This window comes from Rhizobium hidalgonense, from assembly GCF_002914525.1.
GTDB classification, from domain to species: Bacteria; Pseudomonadota; Alphaproteobacteria; order Rhizobiales; family Rhizobiaceae; genus Rhizobium; species Rhizobium hidalgonense.
In genome coordinates this window covers 162,602-184,011 of sequence record NZ_LODW01000104.1, presented here as the reverse complement: position 1 = coordinate 184,011, position 21,410 = coordinate 162,602, and the positions used below count along the sequence as shown (strand labels likewise).

The following is a 21,410-nucleotide window of genomic DNA, read 5'->3' as shown; positions in this document are numbered from 1 at the left end:
TTTGTGATTGCTGTTACAGGACTGTGTGGCGGCTCGATTATAGCGCCCTAGTCATGACTCATTGGTTGAAGCTATAGGAGCTTGGCCCCGCCAATACAAGCGAATCGGATTTTACGCCATCCGACGATGGCGAACACGGTCTAACGAACGAATGGAAGCGGCGGCCCGATCGGCCCAAGCGCTCAGGCCCGCCCGCATTTTAAACCGGAGACAATGTATGGATTATATCAATGCCGCACTTCTCGGTGTCATCGAGGGGATCACCGAATTTCTGCCGATCTCGAGCACCGGCCACCTGATCATTGCCGAGCAATGGCTCGGCCACCGGTCGGACATGTTCAATATCGTCATCCAGGCCGGCGCCATCCTCGCCGTCACAATCATCTACTGGCGCCGATTGCTGGATCTGGTGCTTGGCTGGCACGAGCCTGCAAATCGCGATTATGCCGCCAAGCTGATCGTCGCCTTTCTCATCACCGCAATCCTCGGGCTCGTCGTCAAGAAGCTCGGCTTTGAGCTGCCGGAGACGGCAACGCCGATCGCCTGGGCGCTGATCATCGGCGGTATCTGGATGATCTTTGCCGAATGGGCTGCGGCGCGCAAAGCCCCCCATAAAGAGATCACCTGGCTCGTCGCCATCCTGGTCGGCATCGCCCAGATCGTTGCCGGCATGTTCCCGGGAACCTCGCGCTCCGGCGCCACGATCTTTGTCGCCATGCTGGCCGGCACCGGCAACCGCGCCGCCGCGACCGAATTCGCCTTTCTCGTCGGCATACCGACAATGTATGCGGCGAGCGGCTATGAATTGCTGAAGACGTTTAAGGATGGCGGAGCGGCAAACGAGGATTGGACCGCACTCGGCATCGCCTTCGTCGTGTCTACGATCGTCGCCTTCATCGCCGTCAAATGGCTGCTCGCCTATATCAGAAGCAACCGCTTTACGCTGTTTGCCGTCTACCGCATCATTCTCGGCGTCCTGCTGCTCGGCATGGCCGCAACCGGCCTGATCGCCTGAGGCATTCCCACCACAATTGCATTCGCGCAGCCCGCGCGGATGCAAATGCTCCGCCGGGCTTGGTGTACAAACACCCGATTCCGGCAGCCGCCGATTTTTCAGATAGGCGATATTGAGAGATGAAGCGCCCGCTGTTTATAGCCGGCAAGACCAAGCGTTCATTTGGGAACGTCCTGCTTCAGACACCCGCTGCTTGTCTTTCTAAGGCCGGCACCGAAGCCGGCCGTTTCGTCAATGGCTGATCGAAGCAGTCGAGCAAGGATCGACGCCGTAAGCCGGCGAGCAGCCGCCCTTGACCGCTGCGACCGAACCGGACGCAACGAAGGAGCCTGCAAGGATAACCAGCGCCGCACACGCAAACAGGAGCGCGATTGACTTGCCCATCGAGAAATGCCTTTCACAGTGATTGCCGCACGTGATCCCAAGCGTTGAGTCCGTTGGAAGACGCGCGGGTTTGGTAGTCAGTGGAATGGCAAATAGCAATAAATGTTCCTGCTAAATTTGGCGTTAATTTCACAAATTTTCCGATGCGTCTTTTATGCAACTGCACTTCATATGACCGGCACAACAACATTTCAAACTTGCGCCAGCTTTGCTTGAGGCGACAAAGGAAAATGCCGCCCGCGTTATGCGCGAACGGCGTTGTTTCGAAGGTTCAAATTGTTCAGGCGGCCTTGCCGGTGCCCGTGTACTGGCCGTGCGGGCGATAGTGGACGAGATAGGAGCCGAGCACCGATGCCGGCATGGTGGGCGCAATCCCGAGGCCCTTCAGCGTGCGGCCTTCCGCTTCGGCTTCTGCGGAGACGATGTTGTCGCGCTTCAGCAGCCGCACCTGGTCAGGGGTGATCGGCGGCGTGATGAAGGGGATCAGCGAGGCGATGCTGCCGATCATCGACGCGATGCCGAAGGGCAGGGAGACCAGCGGGTTCTTGCGGCTCGTCACCTTCAGCATCATCTCGAGACATTCGCGGAAGCTCAGCACCTCGGGCCCGCCAAGCTCGTAGATCTTACCGCCGGCGACCGTACCGTCGACGGCGCGGGCGACGGCCTCGGCGACATCCTCGACATAGACAGGCTGGAATTTCGTCTTGCCGCCGCCGACCAAAGGCAGGACCGGCGACATGCGGGCCATGTCGGCAAACTTGTTGAAGAAGCTATCCTCCGGGCCGAAGACGATCGACGGGCGGAAGATCACCGCATCGGGCTTGACGGAGAGAATTGCTGTTTCGGCACGGCCCTTGGTGCGGCCATAGCCGGAGTCGGAATTGGCATTGGCGCCGATCGCCGAAATATGGGCGAGCGTGGCGCCTGCGCCGCGCGCCGCTTCAGCGACCGCACGCGCGCCGAATTCCTGCACGGCGTCGAAAGTGTTGCGGCCGGTCTCGTGCAGAATGCCGACGCAGTTGACGACGTGGTCGGCACCATCGACGGCGCGGTCGATCGAGTTGCGATAACGCAGGTTCGCCTGGACGAAAGAGATCTGGCCGACATTGCCGAGCGGCTGCAGAAAGCCGGCGAGATCGGGGCGGCGCACGGCGACGCGGATGCGGTAACCGCGCTTGGCCAGTGCCCGGACCACGTGCCTGCCCACGAAGCCGGATCCTCCGAATACGGTGACGAGCGGCGGCAGGTTGGCAAGGGTCATGGCAGGTTCCTCGAAAGGCTTGGCGGGATGCTGTAACGGTCCCCGTCTTAGCCCAATCGCGGCGCGACGGGAAGGCCTATCGCGCCGTCAGTTTTTTGGCGATGCGAGCAGCTTAGACGCCTTCGACGACGACCATTTCCGCATCCGCCACTTCCTGGCGTATTTTGGCGGCGATCTGGTATTCCGGCGAATTGTAGCAGTCGACCGCATGCTGAATCGAGGGGAACTCGATCACCACGTTGCGGGCTCGCGCCGTGCCCTCGAGTTCGGTGAAAGCGCCGCCGCGTGCAAGGAAATTCGCCCCGTATTTTTCGAAGGCCGGTTTGGCCGCCGCCACATAATCCTTGTAGCGCTCGGCATCGCGAACGTCGACGCGGGCGATCCAGTATCCCTTGGCCATGATCTTCTCCCTTTTGCGTTGGTTTCCGTCAGCGGTTTGCCGGCCAAAGCGCGCCGACCATCTCGTTGAGCACGGCGCGGGCGGCCGCTCGCGGATCGGGCGCCTTGACGATCGGCCGGGCAACGACCAGATGCGTCGCTCCCGCCTTCAGCGCGTCGAAAGGCGTCATCACCCGCTTCTGGTCGCCATGGTCGCTGCCGGTCGGGCGAATGCCGGGGGTGACGATCGCCATATCAGGCCCGACGATTTCGCGCACCTCGGCGGCTTCGGCCGCCGAACAGACGATACCGCCCATGCCGGCGGCGCGCGCCTGTCCGGCGCGGCGCAGCACCAGGCTGTGCGGATCCTGGCTGTAGCCGGCGTCAGCCAGGTCTTCGGCATCCATCGAGGTCAGCACGGTGACGCCGAGCAGGCAGAGGCCGGAGCCGGCCGCCGCCTCGACCGCCGCCTTCATCGCCTTGGGATAGGCATGCAGCGTCAGCATCGACATGCCCATTTTGGCAATGTTTTCGACACCCGAGGCAACGGTGTTGTCGATGTCGAGCAGCTTCATGTCGAGAAAGATCTTCTTGCCGCTGGCGGCAAGGTCACGGGCGAATTCGAGGCCGCCGGCAAAGACCAGCTGATAGCCGATCTTGTAAAAGAGAATGTCGTCACCGAGCGTGGAAACCAGTCTTTCCGCCTCGCCGATCGTTGAAACATCCAGGCCGACGATCAGCCGCTCGCGTGCGTCCATTTCAACTCACCCCCGCCAGTCTTCGATGGGTGTCCAGTCGCATGTCAGGGCCAGATCCGCAAGGCCGAAAGCATAGAGATTGCCGCCGCCGGGCGGCTGGTCACGGTCGCGGCCGATCGGCCTGCCGGTCAGATGGCATTTGAGCAGCGTGCCGACGCCGCCATGGCCGACGAAGGCGATCGGGGCTGTCGCATCATGTGTGGCAAGAACGGTCCTCACCGCGTCGACGATGCGGGCCTGCGCGTCGACGGCGCGCTCCCAGCCTTTGAAGCTCTCTTCCGGGTGGGCGAAGAACCAGTCGGCCGCTTCTTCGAATTGCGGCGGCGGCAGGAAGCCGGTGGCCGAACGGTCGTTCTCGTGCATGCCGTGGACGACCTCGATCGTCACGCCGGACGCTGCCGCCAGAATTTCGGCCGTCTCGATCGCCTTCGTCTCGTCGCTGGAGATGATGCGCCGCAATTGCCTGGCCCAGCCGCTCTCGACCGCCTTGTGCGCCCGCGCCGCGCCAAGATCGGAAAGCCCCCATTTCGGCACGGGCACGTTGGCATCGATCTTGACTTGCGGATGGGTGATGTAGATCCCGAACATCTTAGCCGCGCCGGTAGATCCAGAGCTGCGCCGGTGGAATGTTGCGCATGACGAAATCGAAATGCTGGATGTGGTAGCGGTCGGGATTGGCGGCGATCGGCGAGATCGCGCCGTAGGAGATCTGCACCACCGGCCGGCCGGCCGGCAGGCGGTCGAGCAGGCTTTCGAGCAGCGAGACGCGCATCGCCATCGGGAAATTCAGAAGCGGAATGCAGGAGATGACGCAATCGAACGTCCGGTCGCCGAATTCACCCAGCGTGGTCTTCAGATCGAAGGCATCGCCGTTGATAAAGTGGACACCGGGATAGGCGCGAAGCAGATGCTGGTGGAAATCCGTCGAATATTCGATCGCGACCAGATTGTCGGGCTTCACGCCGCGGCCGAGGATCGCCTTGGTGATGGCCCCGGTGCCCGGCCCGAGTTCGAGCACCGGCAGCCCCGAATGCATGTCGATGACGCTTGCCATGCGCTTGGCGGTGATCGAGGAGGTCGGCACAATCGAGCCCACCGTCTTCGGCCCCTGCATCATGCCCCGGAAGAAACGGATTTCCTCATCGAATCTCTTCCCTAGCTGTTCCTTCACCTTGACCCTTAAGCGCATTCTCCACCCATCCGCATGTTGATCGACTGTCTTAATATGCTGCTTGTCGCTGTCGGGACAAGGATTTTCGCAACAAGGACATCGGCGTCAACAACTCATGCGGCTTTCGGCGCGGAACGCGGCATGAGGTCGGCAAGCCTTTGGCTGAGGTGATCGGCGTCGACCGGGGCGCGCAGCTTCTTGTCGGTATTGTCGAAATAGAGATAGACGTCGCGGCCCCTGTCGGCCGCGGCGAGCGGCGCCAGCACCCGCGTCGCATTCTTCGGCTCCCCGCCGGTTGCCCAGGCGCGGATGCGCTCGGCCCATAGGTCGAGTGCCTCGTCCTCATAGCCGCTGACATAGAGTTGTTCGGAACCATGCAGGCGGCAATAGATGAAATCGGCAGTGATATCCATCAGCAATGGCCATTCCACTGTGTCGGCGCAGACGAGAGCGACATTATGTCGCCGGAGCATCTCGACGAAGGCGGGTGAGCCGAAGCTGTCGTGGCGGATTTCGAACGCGTGGCGGATCGGCTGATCGCCGTCGCTTCGAAGCCAGGCCCGGCCTTTGACATGACCGTCATGCCGCTTGGCGAGGGCGGTCGCCGCGTCGCGGTCCTGCGGCAGCAGCGCCAGGAAATTCTCGAAAAGATCGGCATCGAAGGCCATGTTCGGCGGGAATTGCCAGAGGATCGGCCCAAGCTTGGGGCCAAGCCGCAGCAGGCCGGAGGCGAGAAAATTGGCGAGCGCTGTCTCGATCCCGCGCAGCCGCAGCATATGAGTGATGAAGCGCGGTCCCTTGACCGCGAAGACGAAATCGTCGGGCGTTTCGTCGCGCCAGCGGCCGAAGCTTTCGGAACGCTGCAGACTGTAGAAGGTGCCGTTGATCTCGATCGACGGGAAGTGCCGGGCGGCGTAGGAAAGCTCCTGCTTCTGCGGCAGGTCTTCCGGATAGAATTGGCCGCGCCAGGGCGCATAGGTCCAGCCGGATACGCCGATGCGCACCGTTCCCGCCTTTTTCATCATCGGATCCTCCGCTTTTGACAGGAGGAAAAACGGAGGCGGGCGGCCTTCGTTCCCGTCAGACGCGCATCGGCATCAGCACGTAAAGCGCGTCGTCGCCGGCCGTGTCGCGGATCAGCGTCGGCGAGCCGGCATCGGCAAGCAGGAAGATCGCTTCCTCGCCGGAAAGCTGCGCGGTGATATCGAGCAGATATTTGGCATTGAAGCCGATTTCCATCGCATCCGTATCGTAGCCGACGGCGACTTCTTCCGTAGCGCTGCCGGAATCGGGATTGTTGACGGTCAGCATCAGCTGTCCCTCGGACAGCGCCAGCTTCACGGCGCGGCCGCGTTCGGAGGAAATGGTCGAGACGCGGTCGACGGCCTGGGCGAAGCTCGTGCAGTCGACGCGCATTTCCTTGTCGTTGCCGGTGGGGATGACACGCTGGTAATCCGGGAAGGTGCCGTCGATCAGTTTCGAGGTCATGACGATCGAGCCGATGGTCAGGCGGATCTTGGCATCGGAGACCTCGACGGTCACCGTCACCTCCGGATTGTCGACCAGCTTCTGCAACTCGCCGACCGTCTTGCGCGGGATGATGATGCCGGGCATGCCTTCGGAGCCGGAGGGCGCATCGACATCGGCGCGCGCCAGCCGGTGGCCGTCGGTGGCGACCGCCCTCAGCTTCAGGTCGCCCTTGCTCTCGATCGTATGGAAGAAGATGCCGTTGAGATAATACCGCGTCTCCTCAGTCGAGATCGCAAACTGGGTGCGGTCGATCAGCATCTTCAGATCGGTCGCCTTCAGCTTGAAGGAGTGCGTGAAGGTACCGGCTGTCAGATCAGGGAAGTCCGATTCCGGCAGGCACTGCAGCGAGAATTTCGAGCGGCCGGATTGCACGGTCATCGAGCCTCCATCGCTGCTGGTGGCCAGCAGAACTTCCGAGCCGTCGGGAAGCTTGCGCACGATATCGTAGAGAAGGTGGGCCGGAACAGTGGTGGCGCCTGCTTGTTCGACACTTGCCGGCGTTGCCTCGGTGATTTCGAGGTCGAGGTCGGTCGCCTTCATGTCGAGGTTCTGACCGTCGGCCTTGAGCAATACGTTGGACAGGATCGGGATCGTGTTGCGACGTTCGACCACGCGGTGCACGTGGTTCAGCGATTTCAACAGGTTTGACCGCTCAATAGTAATACGCATGGAATGCTACCGCTTTCGACCGTGACTGTCCGGGCGCATCGAGCACCCGAGGAATGCTTTCCCGGCCTGAGACCGGGGGAGTGGACGGGCAAAATGGCAGACTTCAGCATCGGATTGCAAGAGGCATGCAGGGCCGATCGCCTGCATTTGCGGTTTTCCAGAGCAATTCTCACAGAAATCCGAACCCTTGCCGAACCCTTGCCGCTCGCCCATAAAGGCGCAATGACGGCGGGACGGAAAGCAAATGGCATGAATGAGGAAACGACAGCGGAGGCTGCCACCCGGCGAAGTTTCCGCCTGCACAATATGGCGGTGCCGGCGCGGCCGCTGGAGCCGGCGCTGTATCTGGTTGCCACGCCGATCGGCAATCTTGGCGATATCACGCTGCGCGCGCTGGAAACCTTGGCCGGCGCCGATGTGCTGGCCTGCGAGGATACGCGCGTCACCCGTGTGCTGCTCGATCGCTACGGCATCCAGAACCGCCCCTTCGCCTATCATGAATATAATGCCGACGAGGCCGGCCCGCGGCTCCTCCAGGCGCTGGAGGCGCGCTGCTCGGTGGCGCTGGTGTCCGATGCCGGCACGCCGCTGGTCTCCGATCCCGGCTATCGGCTGGCGCAGCAGGCGATCGCGGCGGGTTACCGCGTTATTCCCATTCCCGGCGCCTCGGCGCCGCTCGCAGCCCTTGTCGGCTCCGGCCTGCCGAACGATGCCTTCCTCTTCGCCGGCTTCCTGCCGGTCAAGGACAAGGCCCGCCGCGATCGTCTGGGTGAACTTGCCGTAGCTCCGGCGACGCTGATCTTCTTTGAATCGCCGCATCGCATCGGCGCCACGCTTCTGGCTGCCGCCGATGTGCTTGGCAGCGCGCGGCCCGCCTCCGTCTGCCGCGAGTTGACCAAGACCTATGAGGAGTTCCGCCGTGGCACGCTTGGCGAGCTTGCCGCGCATTACGAGCAAGTGGACAACGTCAAGGGCGAGATCGTTCTTGTCGTCGGCCCGCCGGAACCGGTGGAAACGCCTGAAGCCGATGTCGAAGCCGTGCTGGCCGATCTCTCAAAGACCATGCCGACGGCCAAGGCGGCGACTGAGGCGGCCCGCCTCACCGGCCTGCCGCGCAAGGTGCTCTACCAGCGCCTGCTGGAGTTGAAGGGCGCCGATGGCCGATAGCGACCTCACTGCTATGAGAAGGAAGGCGCTGCGCCGCGGCCTGATGTCGGAATATGTCGCTGCCGTCTTTCTGATGCTGAAGGGGTACCGCATCCTGGCGCTGCGCCACCGCACCCGGCTCGGCGAGATCGATATCATTGCCCGCAAAGGCGATCTCGCCGTTTTCGTCGAGGTCAAGGCCCGCCGTGGCGAGGCCGCGGCTGTCGACGCCGTCTCCGCCGCCGCCCAGAAGCGCATACGGGCGGCAAGCGATCTCTGGCTTGCCCGGCAAGTGGATCAGGCCCGGCTTTCCCAGCGCTACGATATCGTCGCGGTTATGCCCGGCCGGCTGCCGCGGCACTTTCCCGACGCTTTCTGACCCTCTTTCAACCGATCGCCTTCCCAATCGTTAAACTTTTAGTTCCCGTGTGAACCAGCTTCTTACGCCTCTCTGCTACGCCCTAAGTGGGGATAACAATTGGGGATTGTTTCATGGCCTGGAAGATGATGCTTGCAAGTGCGGTCGCCATGGCCGCGCGCACGGTGCCTTATGCCGTGGTGAAGCCGGCCGGGAAATCCTTCGTCGCCCATGCGAGCGATCTCTTGCCGATGAAATCGACGCCGATCAATCCGGACTGGATCGTCAGGGGCAATCCGCAGGCCCGCACCGGCGAACATTCGCGCGGTCATGACGAGGCCTCGCTGACGGCGATCTGGGACTGCACATCGGGTGAATTCCGCTGGTATTTCGGCTGGGACGAGACCGTGATGATCCTCGAAGGCGAGGTCCATATCACCGCTGACGACGGCACTGAACGCACGCTCTGCACCGGCGACGTCGCCTTTTTTGCGGGCGGGACCTGGGCGAGCTGGCGGGTCGACACCTATGTCCGCAAGGTCGCCTTCCTGCGCAAGCCTTTCCCCAAGCCCTTGGCGATCGCCTATCGCCTCCGCAACATGCTGCGCAACGGCGGCAACCAGGGCATCGCCGCCTGAACGGCGCTGCCGGTTATGCGCTAATCCGGCTGGGGCGGGGCGGTCGTCTCCCCCTCTAACACCTCGCAGGCAAACAGGATCGGATTATCGAGCTCGGGCGCGGTCTGCTTGTTCAACAGAACGGCGACCGCGGCGGCGGCGACGTCTTGGATCGGCTGCTTCACCGTCGTCAGACGCGGCGTCGTCATGCTGGCGAGCGGAATGCCGTCGAAGCCGACGATGGAAAGGGCTGCAGGGATCGGAATTCCCAGATCATGCGCCGCCCGCATGCAGCCGATCGCCTGCTGGTCCGAGCTGGCAAAGATCGCCGTCGGCCGCTCGTTGCGCGCCCGGGCCAGAAGATAATTTCCCGCGGAGCGGCCGCTTTCATAGTCGAAAGCCGCCTCGGCAATCAGCGGCGGTCCGGCCATTTTCGTGCCGCCATCCGCCTGCTCCATGGCGTCGAGATAACCCCTGAGGCGGTCATTGGCGGGGACGGAGTGCCCGGGCCCGGAAATGAAGCCGATGCGGCGATGGCCGAGCTTGAGAAGATGCTCGACACCAAGACGAACGCCAGAGCGGTGATCGGCGGCAATGCCGGAATATCCGGGCATCAGACGGTCGACGACGACGATCGGCAATCCCTTGGGCAGCTTGATCGTGTGGAAATCATTGCTCGGAACGAGAATGATGCCGTCGACCTTCCTGCTCGTCAGCTGCTTGATCCGATCGGCTTCCTTGGCCGCATGATCAAGCGAGGTCATGACGATGATATTATAGCCGTGATTGGCCGCCGCCTGCTCCGCCGATTGCACAAGTTCGGAGAAGAATGGATTGGTCAGATCCGGAATGACGATGCCGATCAGGCGGCTGACCTTGCTGCGCATGCTTCTTGCCGACGGGTCGGGCAGATAACCCAGGTCCTTGATGATCTCTCCGACCCGCGCCCGCACGTCCTTGGTCACCGAGGGATGATCGTTCAAAACCCTGGAAACGGTGCCGGTGGAAACACCTGCAAGCTTGGCAACGTCCCTGATCCCGACCTTTGACATGACAGAAATAGTTGCCCTTCATCGTTGCTTGCGCAAGACGCCCGCGAGCGTCTGATCCAAGTTTCCAGCTAATGGTCTTCAGCTCCCCAGTCAAAGGGTTGCGTCTCGATTTCGACGGTCCAAGCTGCTGAGCGGAACCTATAGAACGAACATGGAAACGGTTCATCACACATATGTCAATATGAATCGAACCAGCCCATAAAGGTGGCTTCTCCGCCTTCCTTCGGCCGCTTGACAATTCCTGAAGGCGTGTTACCCATTCGTCGTTGGAAACGGTTCATTGCCGAGGGCAACTCAGATGGAGCTGAGCCCAGAGCCGTTCGGGAGGAAAAAATGTCCAATTTTAAGCGTGAATCCGTCATGATCAGTGCGCCGCGTCGTGCGGCCTTGAAGCTCGGGCTTGCCGGCACCCTGGTGCTGGCGCTGTCCTGCAGCGTGTCAACAGCCTTTGCTGCCGAAAAGCCGAAAGTCGGCCTGATCATGAAGTCCTTGTCCAATGAGTTCTTCAAGCAGATGAAGGCCGGCGCCGACAAATATGCGGCCGAAAACAAGAACAAATTCGAGTTCAAGGCCGTCGGCATGAAGGACGAGCGTGATTTTGCCTCGCAGGTCGACGCCGTCGAAAACTTCGTCACTCAGAAATACGATATCATCGTTGTGGCTCCGGCCGATTCCAAGGCGATGGCCACCCCGCTGGCAAAGGCCGTCAAGGCCGGTGTCAAGGTGATCAACATCGACGTGCCGCTCGATGCCGACGCCAAGAAGAAGGCTGGGATCGATCTGGCTTTCTTCGGGCCTGACAACAAGGAAGGCGCAAAGCTTGCGGGCGATGCGCTTGCCAAGGATCTGGGCCCCGGCGCCAAGGTCGTCATCCTCGAGGGCAACCCCGAGGCCGACAATGCCAAGGAGCGCAAGGAAGGCTTCATGGACTCCGTCAAGACCGGCAAGCTCGAGCTTCTCGACAGCAAGACCGCCCATTGGGAGACGGAGGAAGCCAACACCGTCATGACCAACTTCCTGACGAAGTATAAGGATATTCAAGGTGTCATGGCCGCCAACGACTCCATGGCCCTCGGCGTCGTCAAGGCCCTCGATGCCGCCGGCCAGGCCGGCAAGATCAAGGTCGTCGGCTTCGACAACATTCCGCCCGTCCAGCCGCTGATCAAGGACGGCAAGATGCTTGCCACCGTCGAGCAGTATGGTGCGCAAATGGCGGTCATGGGCATCGACTATGGCATGCGCGAACTGGCCGGCGAAAAATTCACTGGCTGGGTCAAGACCGACGTCAAGCTCGTCACCGCGGCCGATCTGAAATAATCGACAGCAAGCAAGGGAGGCGTCGGCCGCGGCCGGCGCCAACCGCTGCAGCATCGATCCTTCCGGGTGAGGCTTAATCTCAAGCCTCCGGGATGCGCGTCGCGCTTTTCCGGCACGTGGAGGACGCTGTAACATTTCGAATTGAAAAGACCATGCATGAGGTCGCCGTGTCAGATAGAGCAGATGACGACATCCTGAGGCTTGAGGGGATCGGCAAGCGCTTCCCCGGCGTCGTGGCGCTCAGGGATGTCTCCATTCGGATCGGCCGCGGCAAGGGGCACGTTCTCCTCGGCGAGAACGGCGCCGGAAAGTCGACCCTGATCAATCTGCTCGGCGGTGTCTTCCGGCCGGATGACGGCCATATCCTGTTTGACGGCAAGCCTTATCATCCGTCTTCGCCGCTGGAGGCGTTCAGGGCGGGCATCCGGGTCATTCACCAGGAACTGCACCCGCTTTCCAACCTGACGGTGGCCGAAAACCTGCTGTTTGAGCATCTGCCGCGCCGATACGGCCTGGTGAACTACAAGGCGATGAACGCCAGGGCGGCGGAACTCCTCGAAGAGGTCGGCCTCGACGTGGCGCCGACGACACCGGCAAGCCGCCTCAGCGTCGCGCAACTGCAGCTGGTCGAGATCGCCAAGGCGCTGTGCTACGAAAGCAAGCTTCTCGTCCTCGACGAACCGACGGCAACGCTGACCTCCAAGGAGGTCGATCGCCTCTTCGAAATTCTGAAGCGCCTGAAGAGCCGCGGCGTCCCCACGCTCTACATCTCGCACCGGCTGGAAGAGATCTTCGAAGTCGGTGACGATGTGACGGTGCTGCGCGACGGCCAGCACGTGATCACCCGTCCGCTGCCAGGACTTGGCATCCCCGAGATCGTCGAGCTGATGGTCGGACGCAAGCTTGCCGATCACGGCATTTTCAAAGGCGACAGCACGGTATCCGGCGAGGCGCTCGGCGTTTCCGGCCTGAAGGTGACGCGCCATAGCCCGGAACTGTCCTTTTCCGTGGCCAAGGGCGAAATCGTCGGCGTTGCCGGCCTGGTCGGCAGCGGCCGCACCGAGGCGGTGCGTGCCCTGTTCGGCGCCGACCTCAAGGCGGCAGGCGAGATCCGCCTGAACGGCGAGCCAGTCGAGATCCATTCGCCCAAGGATGCGGTTGCCGCCGGGCTGTGCCTTGCGACCGAAGACCGCAAGATGCAGGGCCTGATGCTCGACATGAGCTGCGCCGAAAACGCCACCATCACTGCCCTCGACAAGATCTCCCGCAACGGCCTGATCATGGGCAAGGCGGAAAATGATCACGCCCAGCGTCTCGTGCGCGAGCTCAGGATCAAGACCCCGTCCATCCATCAGGCGGTCCGGACCTTTTCCGGCGGCAATCAGCAGAAGGTCGTCATTGCCAAATGGCTGTTTCGCGGCCCCAAGGTGCTGATTTTCGATGAGCCGACGCGGGGTATCGACGTCGGCGCCAAGGCCGAAATCTATGAGCTTCTGTGGAAGTTTGCGGCCGAGGGCAAGGGTGTTCTGGTCGTCTCTTCGGATCTGCCGGAGCTGATGGGCATCTGCCATCGCATCGTCGTTTTCTCCGACGGCAAGATATCAGGGGAAATAGCCCGGGAACAATTTGACGAAAGCAGGATCCTTTCGCTCGCCTACAAGGAGTACAGCCGTGTCCGCCAACATTGAAAAACAGACCGAGACGAAAGAGGTCAGCGTCTGGGACAAGCTGATCCGGATCTCGATGAAGGAGGCGGGCGTTGCCATCGCCCTCATCCTGATCCTGGCGTTTTTCTCGGCGACGGCGCCCTATTTCGCCACACCGGAGAACTTCCTGAAGATCTTCGTGCAGATCGCCATCAACACCGTGCTGGCCGCCGGCATGACCTTCGTCATCCTCATCGGCGGCATCGATCTTTCTGTCGGCTCGCTGCTGGCCCTTTGCACCGTCATCGGTGCGACGATCATGATCAACCCGGCGTTTTCGCCATGGCAGGCAATCGTTCTCGCCTGCCTGGCCTCGATGGGCACGGGTGCAGCCCTTGGCGCCGTCAACGGCTGGATCTGCGAGAAGTGGAAGCTGCCGTCCTTCATCGTCACCCTCGGCATGCTGAACGTCGCGAGCGGCCTGGCGCGTGTCGTCAGCGACAATTCGACGATCACAGGCCTGCCGCAGCCCTTCGTCGATTTCGGCAACCTGATCTTCTGGGGCATCTTTCCGTCGATCTTTCTGATCGCGATCGTCGTCGTGCTGGTCGGCTGGTTCGTGCTGCGCTACACCGTCTTCGGCCGCTTCGTCTTCGCGATCGGCACCAATGAAGAGGCCGTCCGCCTGTCGGGACATCAGCCGAAGCGATACAAGATCGCCGTCTTCACGATTTCCGGGTTGACCGCCGGTATTGCCGCCATGGTCTATCTGCTCCGCCTCAATGTCGGCAGCCCGGTTGCCGGCATCGGCTACGAGCTGAACGCCATCGCCGCCGTCATCATCGGCGGCACCAGCCTCTCGGGCGGCAAGGGCTCGATCATCGGTACGCTGGTCGGTGCATGCATTCTGCAGGTGCTGTCGACCGGATTGCAGCTCCTCGGCGCCGACGACAATATCAAGCCGATCGTTATCGGCGCCGTCATCGTGCTTGCCGTCATTCTCGATAGCTATCGCGGCCGGCTGATGCGCATTCTCGAAACGCGCTGATCAGCCGATGCGAGCATAAACAACGGCCGATCGGAAGCCCCGATTGGCCGTTGCGTTTGATATCCCGCCGACCTACATCTGTCCGGCATTCAGCGAGGGACGGAAATGGCCAAGATCACCAATGTAGCGGTCCAGATGGACCATGTCGCCAGCATCAATATTGCAGGTGATTCCACCTTCGCCATGAGCCTGGAGGCGCAGGCGCGCGGCTACAAGCTGTTCCATTACACGCCCGAGCGCCTGAGCTTCCGTGACGGCAAACTCTTTGCCAGCGTCGAGCCGATGCTGCTGCGCGACGTCAAGGACGATCACTTCGAGCTTGGCGCGCCCGAGCGCGTCGACCTCTCGACCATGGATGTCGTGCTGCTGCGCCAAGATCCGCCCTTCGATATGGCCTATATCACCTCGACGCATTTGCTCGAGCGCATCCATCCGAAGACGCTTGTCGTCAACGATCCGGCCTGGGTGCGCAATTCGCCGGAAAAAATCTTCGTCACCGAATTTGCCGACCTGATGCCGAAGACGCTGATCACCAAGGATGCTGCCGAGATCCGCCGCTTCCGCGACGAGATGGGCGACATCATTCTGAAGCCACTCTACGGCAATGGCGGCGCCGGCGTCTTCCATTCGACCCGCGACGACCGCAACCTCTCCTCGTTGCTGGAAATGTTCGGCCAGCTTTTCCGCGAGCCCTTCATCGCCCAGCAATATCTGCCCGACGTGCGCAAGGGCGACAAACGGATCATCCTGGTCGATGGCGAATTCGCCGGCGCCATCAACCGCGTTCCGGCCGAGCACGACAGCCGCTCCAACATGCATGTCGGCGGCCGCGCCGAGGCGACCGAACTGACGGCGCGCGAACAGGAAATCTGCGCCCGCATCGGCCCGGCGCTGCGGGAGCGTGGCTTCCTGCTCGTCGGCATCGATGTGATCGGCGATTACATGACCGAGATCAACGTCACCTCGCCGACAGGCATCCGCGAGGTCAAAAAGTTCGGCGGCGCTGACATTGCCAGCCTGCTCTGGGATGCGATCGAGCGCAAGCGCGGCTGATCCTGCCGCGTGACCCCGAGCGCTGTGACCGGGTACAACCTCGGTCACAGGCGATACGACTACGTTCCTTGATTGTTCTTGTTTTGTTCCCGCTTCCGTGCCAGATTGCAACCGCTGGCCCTGACGGGTTGCAAGCGCTATAAGAGTTTGCGGGCAAGGGGATGGGTCGATGGTTGCGCGTGTCAGTACGGTGGCATTTCAGGGCATCGAAGGTGTGCCGGTCGAGGTCCAGGTCATGGTCGCTCCCGGCAAGGTCGGCATGCAGATCGTCGGCCTGCCCGATAAGGCTGTGGCCGAAAGCCGCGAGCGCGTGCAGGCGGCCCTTCATGCCTCCGGCTTGGCGCTGCCGGCCAAGCGGGTGACGGTCAACCTGGCGCCCGCCGATCTGCCAAAAGAGGGTTCACATTTCGATCTCCCGATTGCGCTCGCGCTGATGGCCGCCCTTGGCGCCATCCCCGCCGATGCGCTGTCGGATTATGTCGTCGTCGGCGAACTCAACCTTGACGGCACGATCGCTGCCATATCGGGCGCGCTGCCGGCTGCCATCGGCGCCAATGCGCTCGGCAAGGGGTTGATCTGCCCGGCTGAAAGCGGCGCCGAAGCCGCCTGGGCCGGCGCCGAGGTCAATATTCTCGCACCGCGCAGCCTGATTGCCCTTGCCAATCACTTCCGTGGCACCCAGGTGCTCACGCGGCCGGAAGCGTCGATCCGCGCCAATGCCGCCAACCTGCCGGATCTGGCCGAGATCAAGGGCCAGGAAAGCGCCAAGCGGGCGCTCGAAGTGGCGGCCGCCGGCGGCCATAATCTCCTGATGGTCGGGCCTCCCGGCTCCGGCAAGTCGATGCTGGCGTCCCGGCTGCCGTCGATCCTGCCGCCGCTCTCGGCCGCCGAACTGCTTGAGGTGTCGATGGTCCATTCGATCGCCGGTCAGCTCACCGGCGGCAAGCTCTCCGACCGCCGGCCCTTCCGCACTCCGCATCATTCCGCCACCATGGCAGCCCTTGTTGGCGGCGGACTGCGTGCCCGACCGGGCGAGGCCTCGCTTGCCCATCACGGCGTGCTCTTCCTCGACGAGTTTCCCGAGTTCACGCCGCAGGCGCTCGATGCGCTGCGCCAGCCGCTCGAAGGCGGCGAATGCGTCATTGCCCGCGCCAATCACCGCGTCTCCTATCCCGCTAAATTCCAGCTGATCGCGGCGATGAACCCCTGCCGCTGCGGCATGGCCGGTGAACCCGGCCACACCTGCGCCCGCGGTCCGCGCTGCATGAGCGATTACCAGGCCCGCATCTCCGGCCCGCTGATGGACCGCATCGATATCCGCATCGACGTGCCCGCCGTCTCCGCCGCCGATCTGATCCGGCCGATGGCAGCCGAGACCAGCGCCGACGTCGCCCGGCGCGTCGCCCGCGCCCGCGAGATCCAGCAGCAACGCTTCGAGGCCGCCGGCGCCAAGGGCATCGGCACCAACGCCCGCTGCTCCACATCAATGATCGAAAAACTCGCCGAACCCGACGCCGGCGGCCTGCAACTTCTGCGCGACGCCGCCGAAAAAATGAAATTCTCCGCCCGCGGCTACCACCGCGTCCTCAAGGTCGCCCGCACCTTGGCCGATCTCGACGGCAAGCCGACGGTGGGTCGTCTTCACCTCGCTGAGGCGATTTCTTACAGGATCGCCGGCGAAAGGCTGACGGCAGCGGCATAACGGCAAGGGCAAGCGCCGACTTGAATCTGATTGCGCCCCTTGGAAATCCCTCCGATTCAAGACAAAATCATCCGGCTCTAGCTTTTTCGGGGGACTCTGATGGAAAACCACGAGCCGTTCTTGCGCGAGGCGATTGCGCTCTCGAAATCCGCCATGGAACGCGGCGACGAACCGTTTGGCTCGGTGCTGGTGAGGGAAGACGAAGTCATCCTGCGCGCTGAAAACAGCGTTTTCACCGGCCACGATATGACCAACCACGCCGAGATGAATCTGGTTAAACTGGCGGCGCAGCACTACGACACTGCTTTTCTCGCCGACTGTACGCTCTACACCAGCACGGAGCCGTGCGCGATGTGCTCCGGGGCGATTTACTGGTCGGGCATCGGGCGTATGGTGTTTGCCTGCTCCGAAACGCGGCTTGGCGAGATCGCTGGGATCGGGTTGAACGTGCCGAGCCGGGCGGTTTTGCAAACCGGTGCGCGCGTCGTCACTGTGGTTGGGCCGACGAACCTCGAAGACGAAGCCGCCGAAATACATCAGGAATTCTGGCCGAAGCATCTGGGCAAGGCTTGAGCCTCGCCTCAGGACCTTATTGATTAAGGAAGGGCAGGTGTGATGCGTGCGCCCGGACAGTGTGCCGGGCAACTCGCTCTTCGCTTGCCGTCATCCTCGGCTTGTGCCGAGGATCTGCTGCGTATGATCGTGACCGGCGCAGATGCTCTGGACAAGCTCGAGCATGACGAAAGAGGAGTTGGCCAAAGCTTGAGGCGAGCGCCGAAGCGCCCCGACACTTCCCCAAATATGAATGACCGGGAACGCCTCGGCCAGCTTTACCTCAGCTCCCCAACCCCTCAAACAGCGCCGTCGACAGATAACGCTCCGCAAAGGACGGGATGATGATGACGATGTTCTTGCCGGCATTCTCCGGACGGCTGCCGACCTTGATGGCGGCGGTCAGCGCAGCACCCGAGGAGATACCGACCGGCACGCCTTCGAGCCTGGCGACCAGGCGCGCCTGTTCGAAAGCCTCGTCATTGGTGACGGTGACGACCTCGTCGTAGATTCCGGTGTCGAGGATTTTGGGCGCGAAGCCGGCGCCGATGCCCTGGATTTTGTGCGGGCCGGGATTGCCGCCGGAGAGGATCGGTGAATCGGCCGGTTCGACGGCGATGATCTGGATCTCGGGTTTGCGGCTTTTAAGCACCTGGCCGACGCCGGTGATCGTGCCGCCGGTGCCGATGCCGGAGACGACGATATCGACGGTGCCGTCGGTATCGTTCCAGATTTCCTCGGCCGTCGTCTTGCGGTGGATTTCGGGATTGGCCGGGTTTTCGAACTGCTGCGGAATGATGGCGTCGGGAAGCGATTCTGCCAGTTCCTCGGCCTTGGCGATGGCGCCCTTCATGCCTTTCGGCCCCTCGGTCAGCACCAGTTCGGCGCCGAGCAGCGCCAGCATCTTGCGGCGCTCGACCGACATGGTTTCCGGCATGGTGAGGATCAGCCGATAGCCCTTGGCGGCGGCGGCAAAGGCGAGCGCGATCCCTGTGTTGCCGGAAGTCGGCTCGATCAGCACCGTTTTCCCTGGGGTGATTTTGCCCTGGGCTTCCAGGCTTTCGATCATCGCCACGCCGATGCGGTCTTTGACCGAGGCGATCGGGTTGAAGAATTCGAGCTTGCCGATCAGGTTGGCGACGACGCCCTTTTCCCGCGCCAGCTTGTCGAAGCGCACGAGCGGCGTGTTGCCGATGGTCTCGGTGATCGAGGAATAGATGCGGCCGCGGCCGGGCTTGTGCGACATGAGTGCCTCCCTTTGAAATCCTGTTCGTAAAATCGAGGAGGAGAATAGGGTCAAAGGCCTGAAGAGGCCAGACCGCGTTCATGCCGGCGGGGCGGGGTGCGGAGAAAAAAACCTTTGGAAACCGCTTCTTGCCGAATGTTTATTTCAGGCCGCCCGGGTGGCGATGAAGGCGGCCGTGCCGGCGAGGATGCCGGCCGCCACGCGGTTCAGCACCTGCAAGGCGCGCGGCTTTTTCAGCATCGTCCGGGCCCGTGAGGCAAGCAGCATATAGGGAACCAGGACCACGATCAGCACCACGAAGGTGACGGCGAGCAGCATCGCATAGTCGCTGAGGCCGATATTGCCGATATCGATCAGGGTCGGCGCCAGGGCGACATAAAACAGCATCGTCTTCGGATTGCCGAGCGTCACCAGCAGGCCGGAGAGGAAGGATAGGCCGATATTGCTGGATTTCTTCGCCGCGATATCCTGCGGCAGCAGGCCCGCCGTCCAGAGTTTCCAGGCGATATAGCCGAGATAAAGCGCGCCGGCGATCTTGATGACGATGAAGACCTCGGTGAAGGTCTGCGCCACGAAGGCAAGGCCGAGGATGACGGCGGTGAGATAGGTCATGTCACCGAGCACCAGGCCGAGACCCATGAAGAAAGTCTCACGGAAATTCGAGCCGAGCGCGCGCGCGACGATCGCGGTGATTCCGGGTCCCGGAATGGCGGCAGCGATGAACAGGGCTCCGGCATAGGCGATCAGGGCGGTCAGGCTCATCTGTCATATCCATTGGATTGCGCCGCCTCTCTATAGGCACGCCTTGCGGCGTCATCAATGCCTTGGCGCTGATCGGTCCATCACCATAAGGAATAGATCTGCGGCACCATGATCCACTTGGAAAGCAATCCGGCTTGACTAGTTTTCCCTCTGCACGCGCGCCGTCAGCATTCCTTGCATGGTTGAGGACGGAAGTCGCTGTCGAGATTTTCGTCACCAAGGAGAGAATGGATGTCCCCCACCTCAGCCGAAACCCGCAGGCTCTCGCCTCTCAAGACGCCGTCCAGCCTGCCGACCAATGCCGTCACCGATATTTCGGCAGCACTCACTGCGCTGCTTGCCGATGTCTTCGCGCTTTATCTGAAAACCAAGAACTTCCACTGGCACATGTCCGGCCCGCATTTCCGCGACTACCATCTGCTGCTCGACGAGCAGGCGGAGCAGATCTTCGCCATGACCGACGACATTGCCGAGCGCGCCCGCAAGATCGGCGGCGTGACGCTGCGCTCCATCGGCCAGATCGCCCGCCAGCAGCGCATCGCCGACAATGATGCGGATTTCGTCACCGCCGAGGACATGCTGTCGGAACTTCGCGAGGATAATGGTCAACTCGTTTCGCTGCTGCGCGAAGTGCACGATCTCTGCGACGAGCACAATGATGTCGCCACCGCCAGCCTGATCGAGAACTGGATCGACGAGTCCGAGCGCCGCACCTGGTTCCTGTTCGAAACGACCCGGCCCCAGAAATAATACTGGCAGCCGGGCGTAGCGTCATATGTAGGGCACGCCCGGCTCTCAACTCTCCAGCGCTCTCGGCCGCAGCCATCTCGGGTTCCAGCCAAGGTTCATGCCGGCGGCGGCAATGAGGATGATGGCCGCGCCCGCGATCTGCATCGGCTGCAGCGCGTGGCCGAAGGCGAGCCGGTCGACGAGGATCGCGGCGATCGGATAGAGGAAGGAGAGGGCGCCTGTCAGATGTGTCGGTAGCCTCTGGATCGCGCCATAAAGCAGCACATACATCAGCCCGGTATGGACGACGCCGACGGTAACGAGGATCGCCCATGTCCCCACATCCGTGGGCGGATGGGAAAAGTCGGTCATCGGCGCCAGCATCAGCATGCCGGTCGCGACCTGGATCAGCGCGATCAGATGCGGCGGCGTGCCTTTCAGCCATTTCGCCGCAAGCGCTGCCAGCGCATAGAAGAAGGCCGCGCCCAGCGCCATCAGGATGCCGAGGCCGTAGTCACCGGCTACCCCGCCGGTGTGCGGTTTCACCTGGACGATCGCCATCATGCCGGCGAAAGAGAGCGCCAGCCAGAACAGCTTGGTGGCGGTGATCTTTTCGCCGAGAAACAGCGCGCCGAGCATCAGCAGCATGAAGGGCTGGGTGTTGTAGACGGTCGTGGCGATCGAGATCGTCGCATGCGAATAGGAGGCAAACAGCAGCAGCCAGTTCAACACGATGGCGACGCCGCCGAAAACGGCGATGCCGAAGGCGCGTAGCGTGAGGATGCCGGGCCGCAGCAGCCCGAGAGCACCGCAGATGGCGAGCAAAGTGAGCGCGCCGAACAGGCAGCGCCAGAAGACCACGCCACTGACCGGCTGGCCCGACATGACCACGAACCAGCCGATCGTCCCCGAGATCAGCATCGCTGCCGTCATTTCCGCCGTGCCCCTTTTGATATCGCCGCTCATGATTGCCTCCGTTTTAAATGACATCAGAATATTGCGGCGGCGAACGAATT

23 protein-coding genes are annotated in these 21,410 nt (G+C 62.2%); 11 read left to right on the top strand and 12 right to left on the bottom strand.

The genetic code is table 11. The features are described 5' to 3' along the window. Window positions 1-217: 217 nt before the first annotated feature. Entirely contained in the window at window positions 218-1,015 is a 798-nt protein-coding gene (locus ATY29_RS30975) for an undecaprenyl-diphosphate phosphatase (protein WP_097533721.1), read from the top strand. Between the two features lie 231 nt (window positions 1,016-1,246). On the opposite strand, the gene ATY29_RS37115 is transcribed toward ATY29_RS30975, so the two are convergent. The 8 genes from ATY29_RS37115 to dnaN form a co-directional block, all read right to left on the bottom strand. Continuing rightward, window positions 1,247-1,399, bottom strand: coding sequence for a hypothetical protein (locus ATY29_RS37115; RefSeq protein ID WP_003570911.1), 153 nt, complete (start codon window positions 1,397-1,399; stop codon window positions 1,247-1,249). Window positions 1,400-1,679: 280 nt separating this feature from the next. Then, window positions 1,680-2,660 carry a complex I NDUFA9 subunit family protein gene (locus tag ATY29_RS30970; RefSeq protein WP_025417572.1) on the bottom strand — a complete coding sequence of 327 codons (981 nt, stop codon included), beginning with the start codon at window positions 2,658-2,660 and terminating at the stop codon, window positions 1,680-1,682. 112 nt (window positions 2,661-2,772) lie between these two features. Further along, window positions 2,773-3,060, bottom strand: a complete 288-nt coding sequence (locus ATY29_RS30965; RefSeq protein ID WP_025417573.1) for a DUF1330 domain-containing protein — start codon at window positions 3,058-3,060, stop codon at window positions 2,773-2,775. Window positions 3,061-3,088: 28 nt separating this feature from the next. After that, window positions 3,089-3,796: an orotidine-5'-phosphate decarboxylase gene (gene pyrF, locus ATY29_RS30960; protein ID WP_025417574.1), complete on the bottom strand. Its 708-nt coding sequence runs from the start codon at window positions 3,794-3,796 to the stop codon at window positions 3,089-3,091. A 6-nt stretch (window positions 3,797-3,802) separates the two neighbouring features. Then, window positions 3,803-4,384 carry a histidine phosphatase family protein gene (locus ATY29_RS30955; protein ID WP_097533720.1) on the bottom strand — a complete coding sequence of 194 codons (582 nt, stop codon included), beginning with the start codon at window positions 4,382-4,384 and terminating at the stop codon, window positions 3,803-3,805. Between the two features lies 1 nt (window position 4,385). Beyond that, a complete protein-coding gene (pmtA, locus tag ATY29_RS30950) occupies window positions 4,386-4,985 on the bottom strand; it encodes a phospholipid N-methyltransferase PmtA (protein WP_003570903.1) in 600 nt (199 codons plus the stop codon). Window positions 4,986-5,080: 95 nt separating this feature from the next. Then, window positions 5,081-5,992: a DUF72 domain-containing protein gene (locus tag ATY29_RS30945; protein WP_003570901.1), complete on the bottom strand. Its 912-nt coding sequence runs from the start codon at window positions 5,990-5,992 to the stop codon at window positions 5,081-5,083. Window positions 5,993-6,047: 55 nt separating this feature from the next. Then, on the bottom strand, window positions 6,048-7,166 hold the full coding sequence (gene dnaN / locus ATY29_RS30940) for a DNA polymerase III subunit beta (protein WP_003570899.1): 1,119 nt from the start codon (window positions 7,164-7,166) through the stop codon (window positions 6,048-6,050). Between the two features lie 249 nt (window positions 7,167-7,415). Between dnaN and rsmI the strand changes: the two genes are divergently transcribed. From rsmI to ATY29_RS30925, 3 genes are all read left to right on the top strand, one after another. Next, window positions 7,416-8,333: a 16S rRNA (cytidine(1402)-2'-O)-methyltransferase gene (rsmI, locus tag ATY29_RS30935; RefSeq protein ID WP_097533719.1), complete on the top strand. Its 918-nt coding sequence runs from the start codon at window positions 7,416-7,418 to the stop codon at window positions 8,331-8,333. Further along, entirely contained in the window at window positions 8,323-8,691 is a 369-nt protein-coding gene (locus ATY29_RS30930; RefSeq protein WP_097533718.1) for a YraN family protein, read from the top strand. The genes rsmI and ATY29_RS30930 overlap by 11 nt, the downstream gene beginning before the upstream one ends. A 113-nt stretch (window positions 8,692-8,804) precedes the next feature. Then, a complete protein-coding gene (locus ATY29_RS30925; RefSeq protein ID WP_097533717.1) occupies window positions 8,805-9,308 on the top strand; it encodes a cupin domain-containing protein in 504 nt (167 codons plus the stop codon). Window positions 9,309-9,328: 20 nt separating this feature from the next. Here ATY29_RS30925 and ATY29_RS30920 read toward each other — a convergent pair whose 3' ends face one another. Next, a complete protein-coding gene (locus tag ATY29_RS30920) occupies window positions 9,329-10,339 on the bottom strand; it encodes a LacI family DNA-binding transcriptional regulator (protein WP_003570892.1) in 1,011 nt (336 codons plus the stop codon). 333 nt (window positions 10,340-10,672) lie between these two features. Between ATY29_RS30920 and ATY29_RS30915 the strand changes: the two genes are divergently transcribed. From ATY29_RS30915 to ATY29_RS30890, 6 genes are all read left to right on the top strand, one after another. Further along, window positions 10,673-11,656 (top strand): sugar ABC transporter substrate-binding protein, encoded by a 984-nt coding sequence (locus tag ATY29_RS30915; protein WP_097533715.1) that lies wholly within the window; start codon window positions 10,673-10,675, stop codon window positions 11,654-11,656. Window positions 11,657-11,808: 152 nt separating this feature from the next. Next, entirely contained in the window at window positions 11,809-13,344 is a 1,536-nt protein-coding gene (locus tag ATY29_RS30910) for a sugar ABC transporter ATP-binding protein (RefSeq protein WP_097533713.1), read from the top strand. Continuing rightward, window positions 13,328-14,350: an ABC transporter permease gene (locus ATY29_RS30905; protein WP_097533711.1), complete on the top strand. Its 1,023-nt coding sequence runs from the start codon at window positions 13,328-13,330 to the stop codon at window positions 14,348-14,350. The genes ATY29_RS30910 and ATY29_RS30905 overlap by 17 nt, the downstream gene beginning before the upstream one ends. Before the next feature lie 105 nt (window positions 14,351-14,455). Continuing rightward, window positions 14,456-15,403 carry a glutathione synthase gene (gene gshB / locus ATY29_RS30900; RefSeq protein WP_003570884.1) on the top strand — a complete coding sequence of 316 codons (948 nt, stop codon included), beginning with the start codon at window positions 14,456-14,458 and terminating at the stop codon, window positions 15,401-15,403. A 169-nt stretch (window positions 15,404-15,572) separates the two neighbouring features. After that, window positions 15,573-17,105 (top strand): YifB family Mg chelatase-like AAA ATPase, encoded by a 1,533-nt coding sequence (locus tag ATY29_RS30895; RefSeq protein ID WP_097533709.1) that lies wholly within the window; start codon window positions 15,573-15,575, stop codon window positions 17,103-17,105. 99 nt (window positions 17,106-17,204) lie between these two features. Continuing rightward, window positions 17,205-17,678, top strand: coding sequence for a nucleoside deaminase (locus ATY29_RS30890; RefSeq protein ID WP_003570881.1), 474 nt, complete (start codon window positions 17,205-17,207; stop codon window positions 17,676-17,678). 262 nt (window positions 17,679-17,940) lie between these two features. Here ATY29_RS30890 and cysK read toward each other — a convergent pair whose 3' ends face one another. Next, window positions 17,941-18,903 carry a cysteine synthase A gene (gene cysK, locus ATY29_RS30885; protein WP_003570880.1) on the bottom strand — a complete coding sequence of 321 codons (963 nt, stop codon included), beginning with the start codon at window positions 18,901-18,903 and terminating at the stop codon, window positions 17,941-17,943. A 144-nt stretch (window positions 18,904-19,047) separates the two neighbouring features. Further along, window positions 19,048-19,665, bottom strand: a complete 618-nt coding sequence (locus ATY29_RS30880) for a LysE family translocator (RefSeq protein WP_003583749.1) — start codon at window positions 19,663-19,665, stop codon at window positions 19,048-19,050. 231 nt (window positions 19,666-19,896) lie between these two features. Between ATY29_RS30880 and ATY29_RS30875 the strand changes: the two genes are divergently transcribed. Continuing rightward, the gene (locus ATY29_RS30875) at window positions 19,897-20,415 is read left to right on the top strand and encodes a Dps family protein (RefSeq protein WP_025417595.1); all 519 of its coding nucleotides are present in this window, start codon (window positions 19,897-19,899) and stop codon (window positions 20,413-20,415) included. 45 nt (window positions 20,416-20,460) lie between these two features. Here the strand turns inward: ATY29_RS30875 and ATY29_RS30870 are convergent, their stop codons facing one another. Continuing rightward, window positions 20,461-21,360: a DMT family transporter gene (locus ATY29_RS30870; RefSeq protein ID WP_097533707.1), complete on the bottom strand. Its 900-nt coding sequence runs from the start codon at window positions 21,358-21,360 to the stop codon at window positions 20,461-20,463. Window positions 21,361-21,410 lie beyond the last annotated feature (50 nt).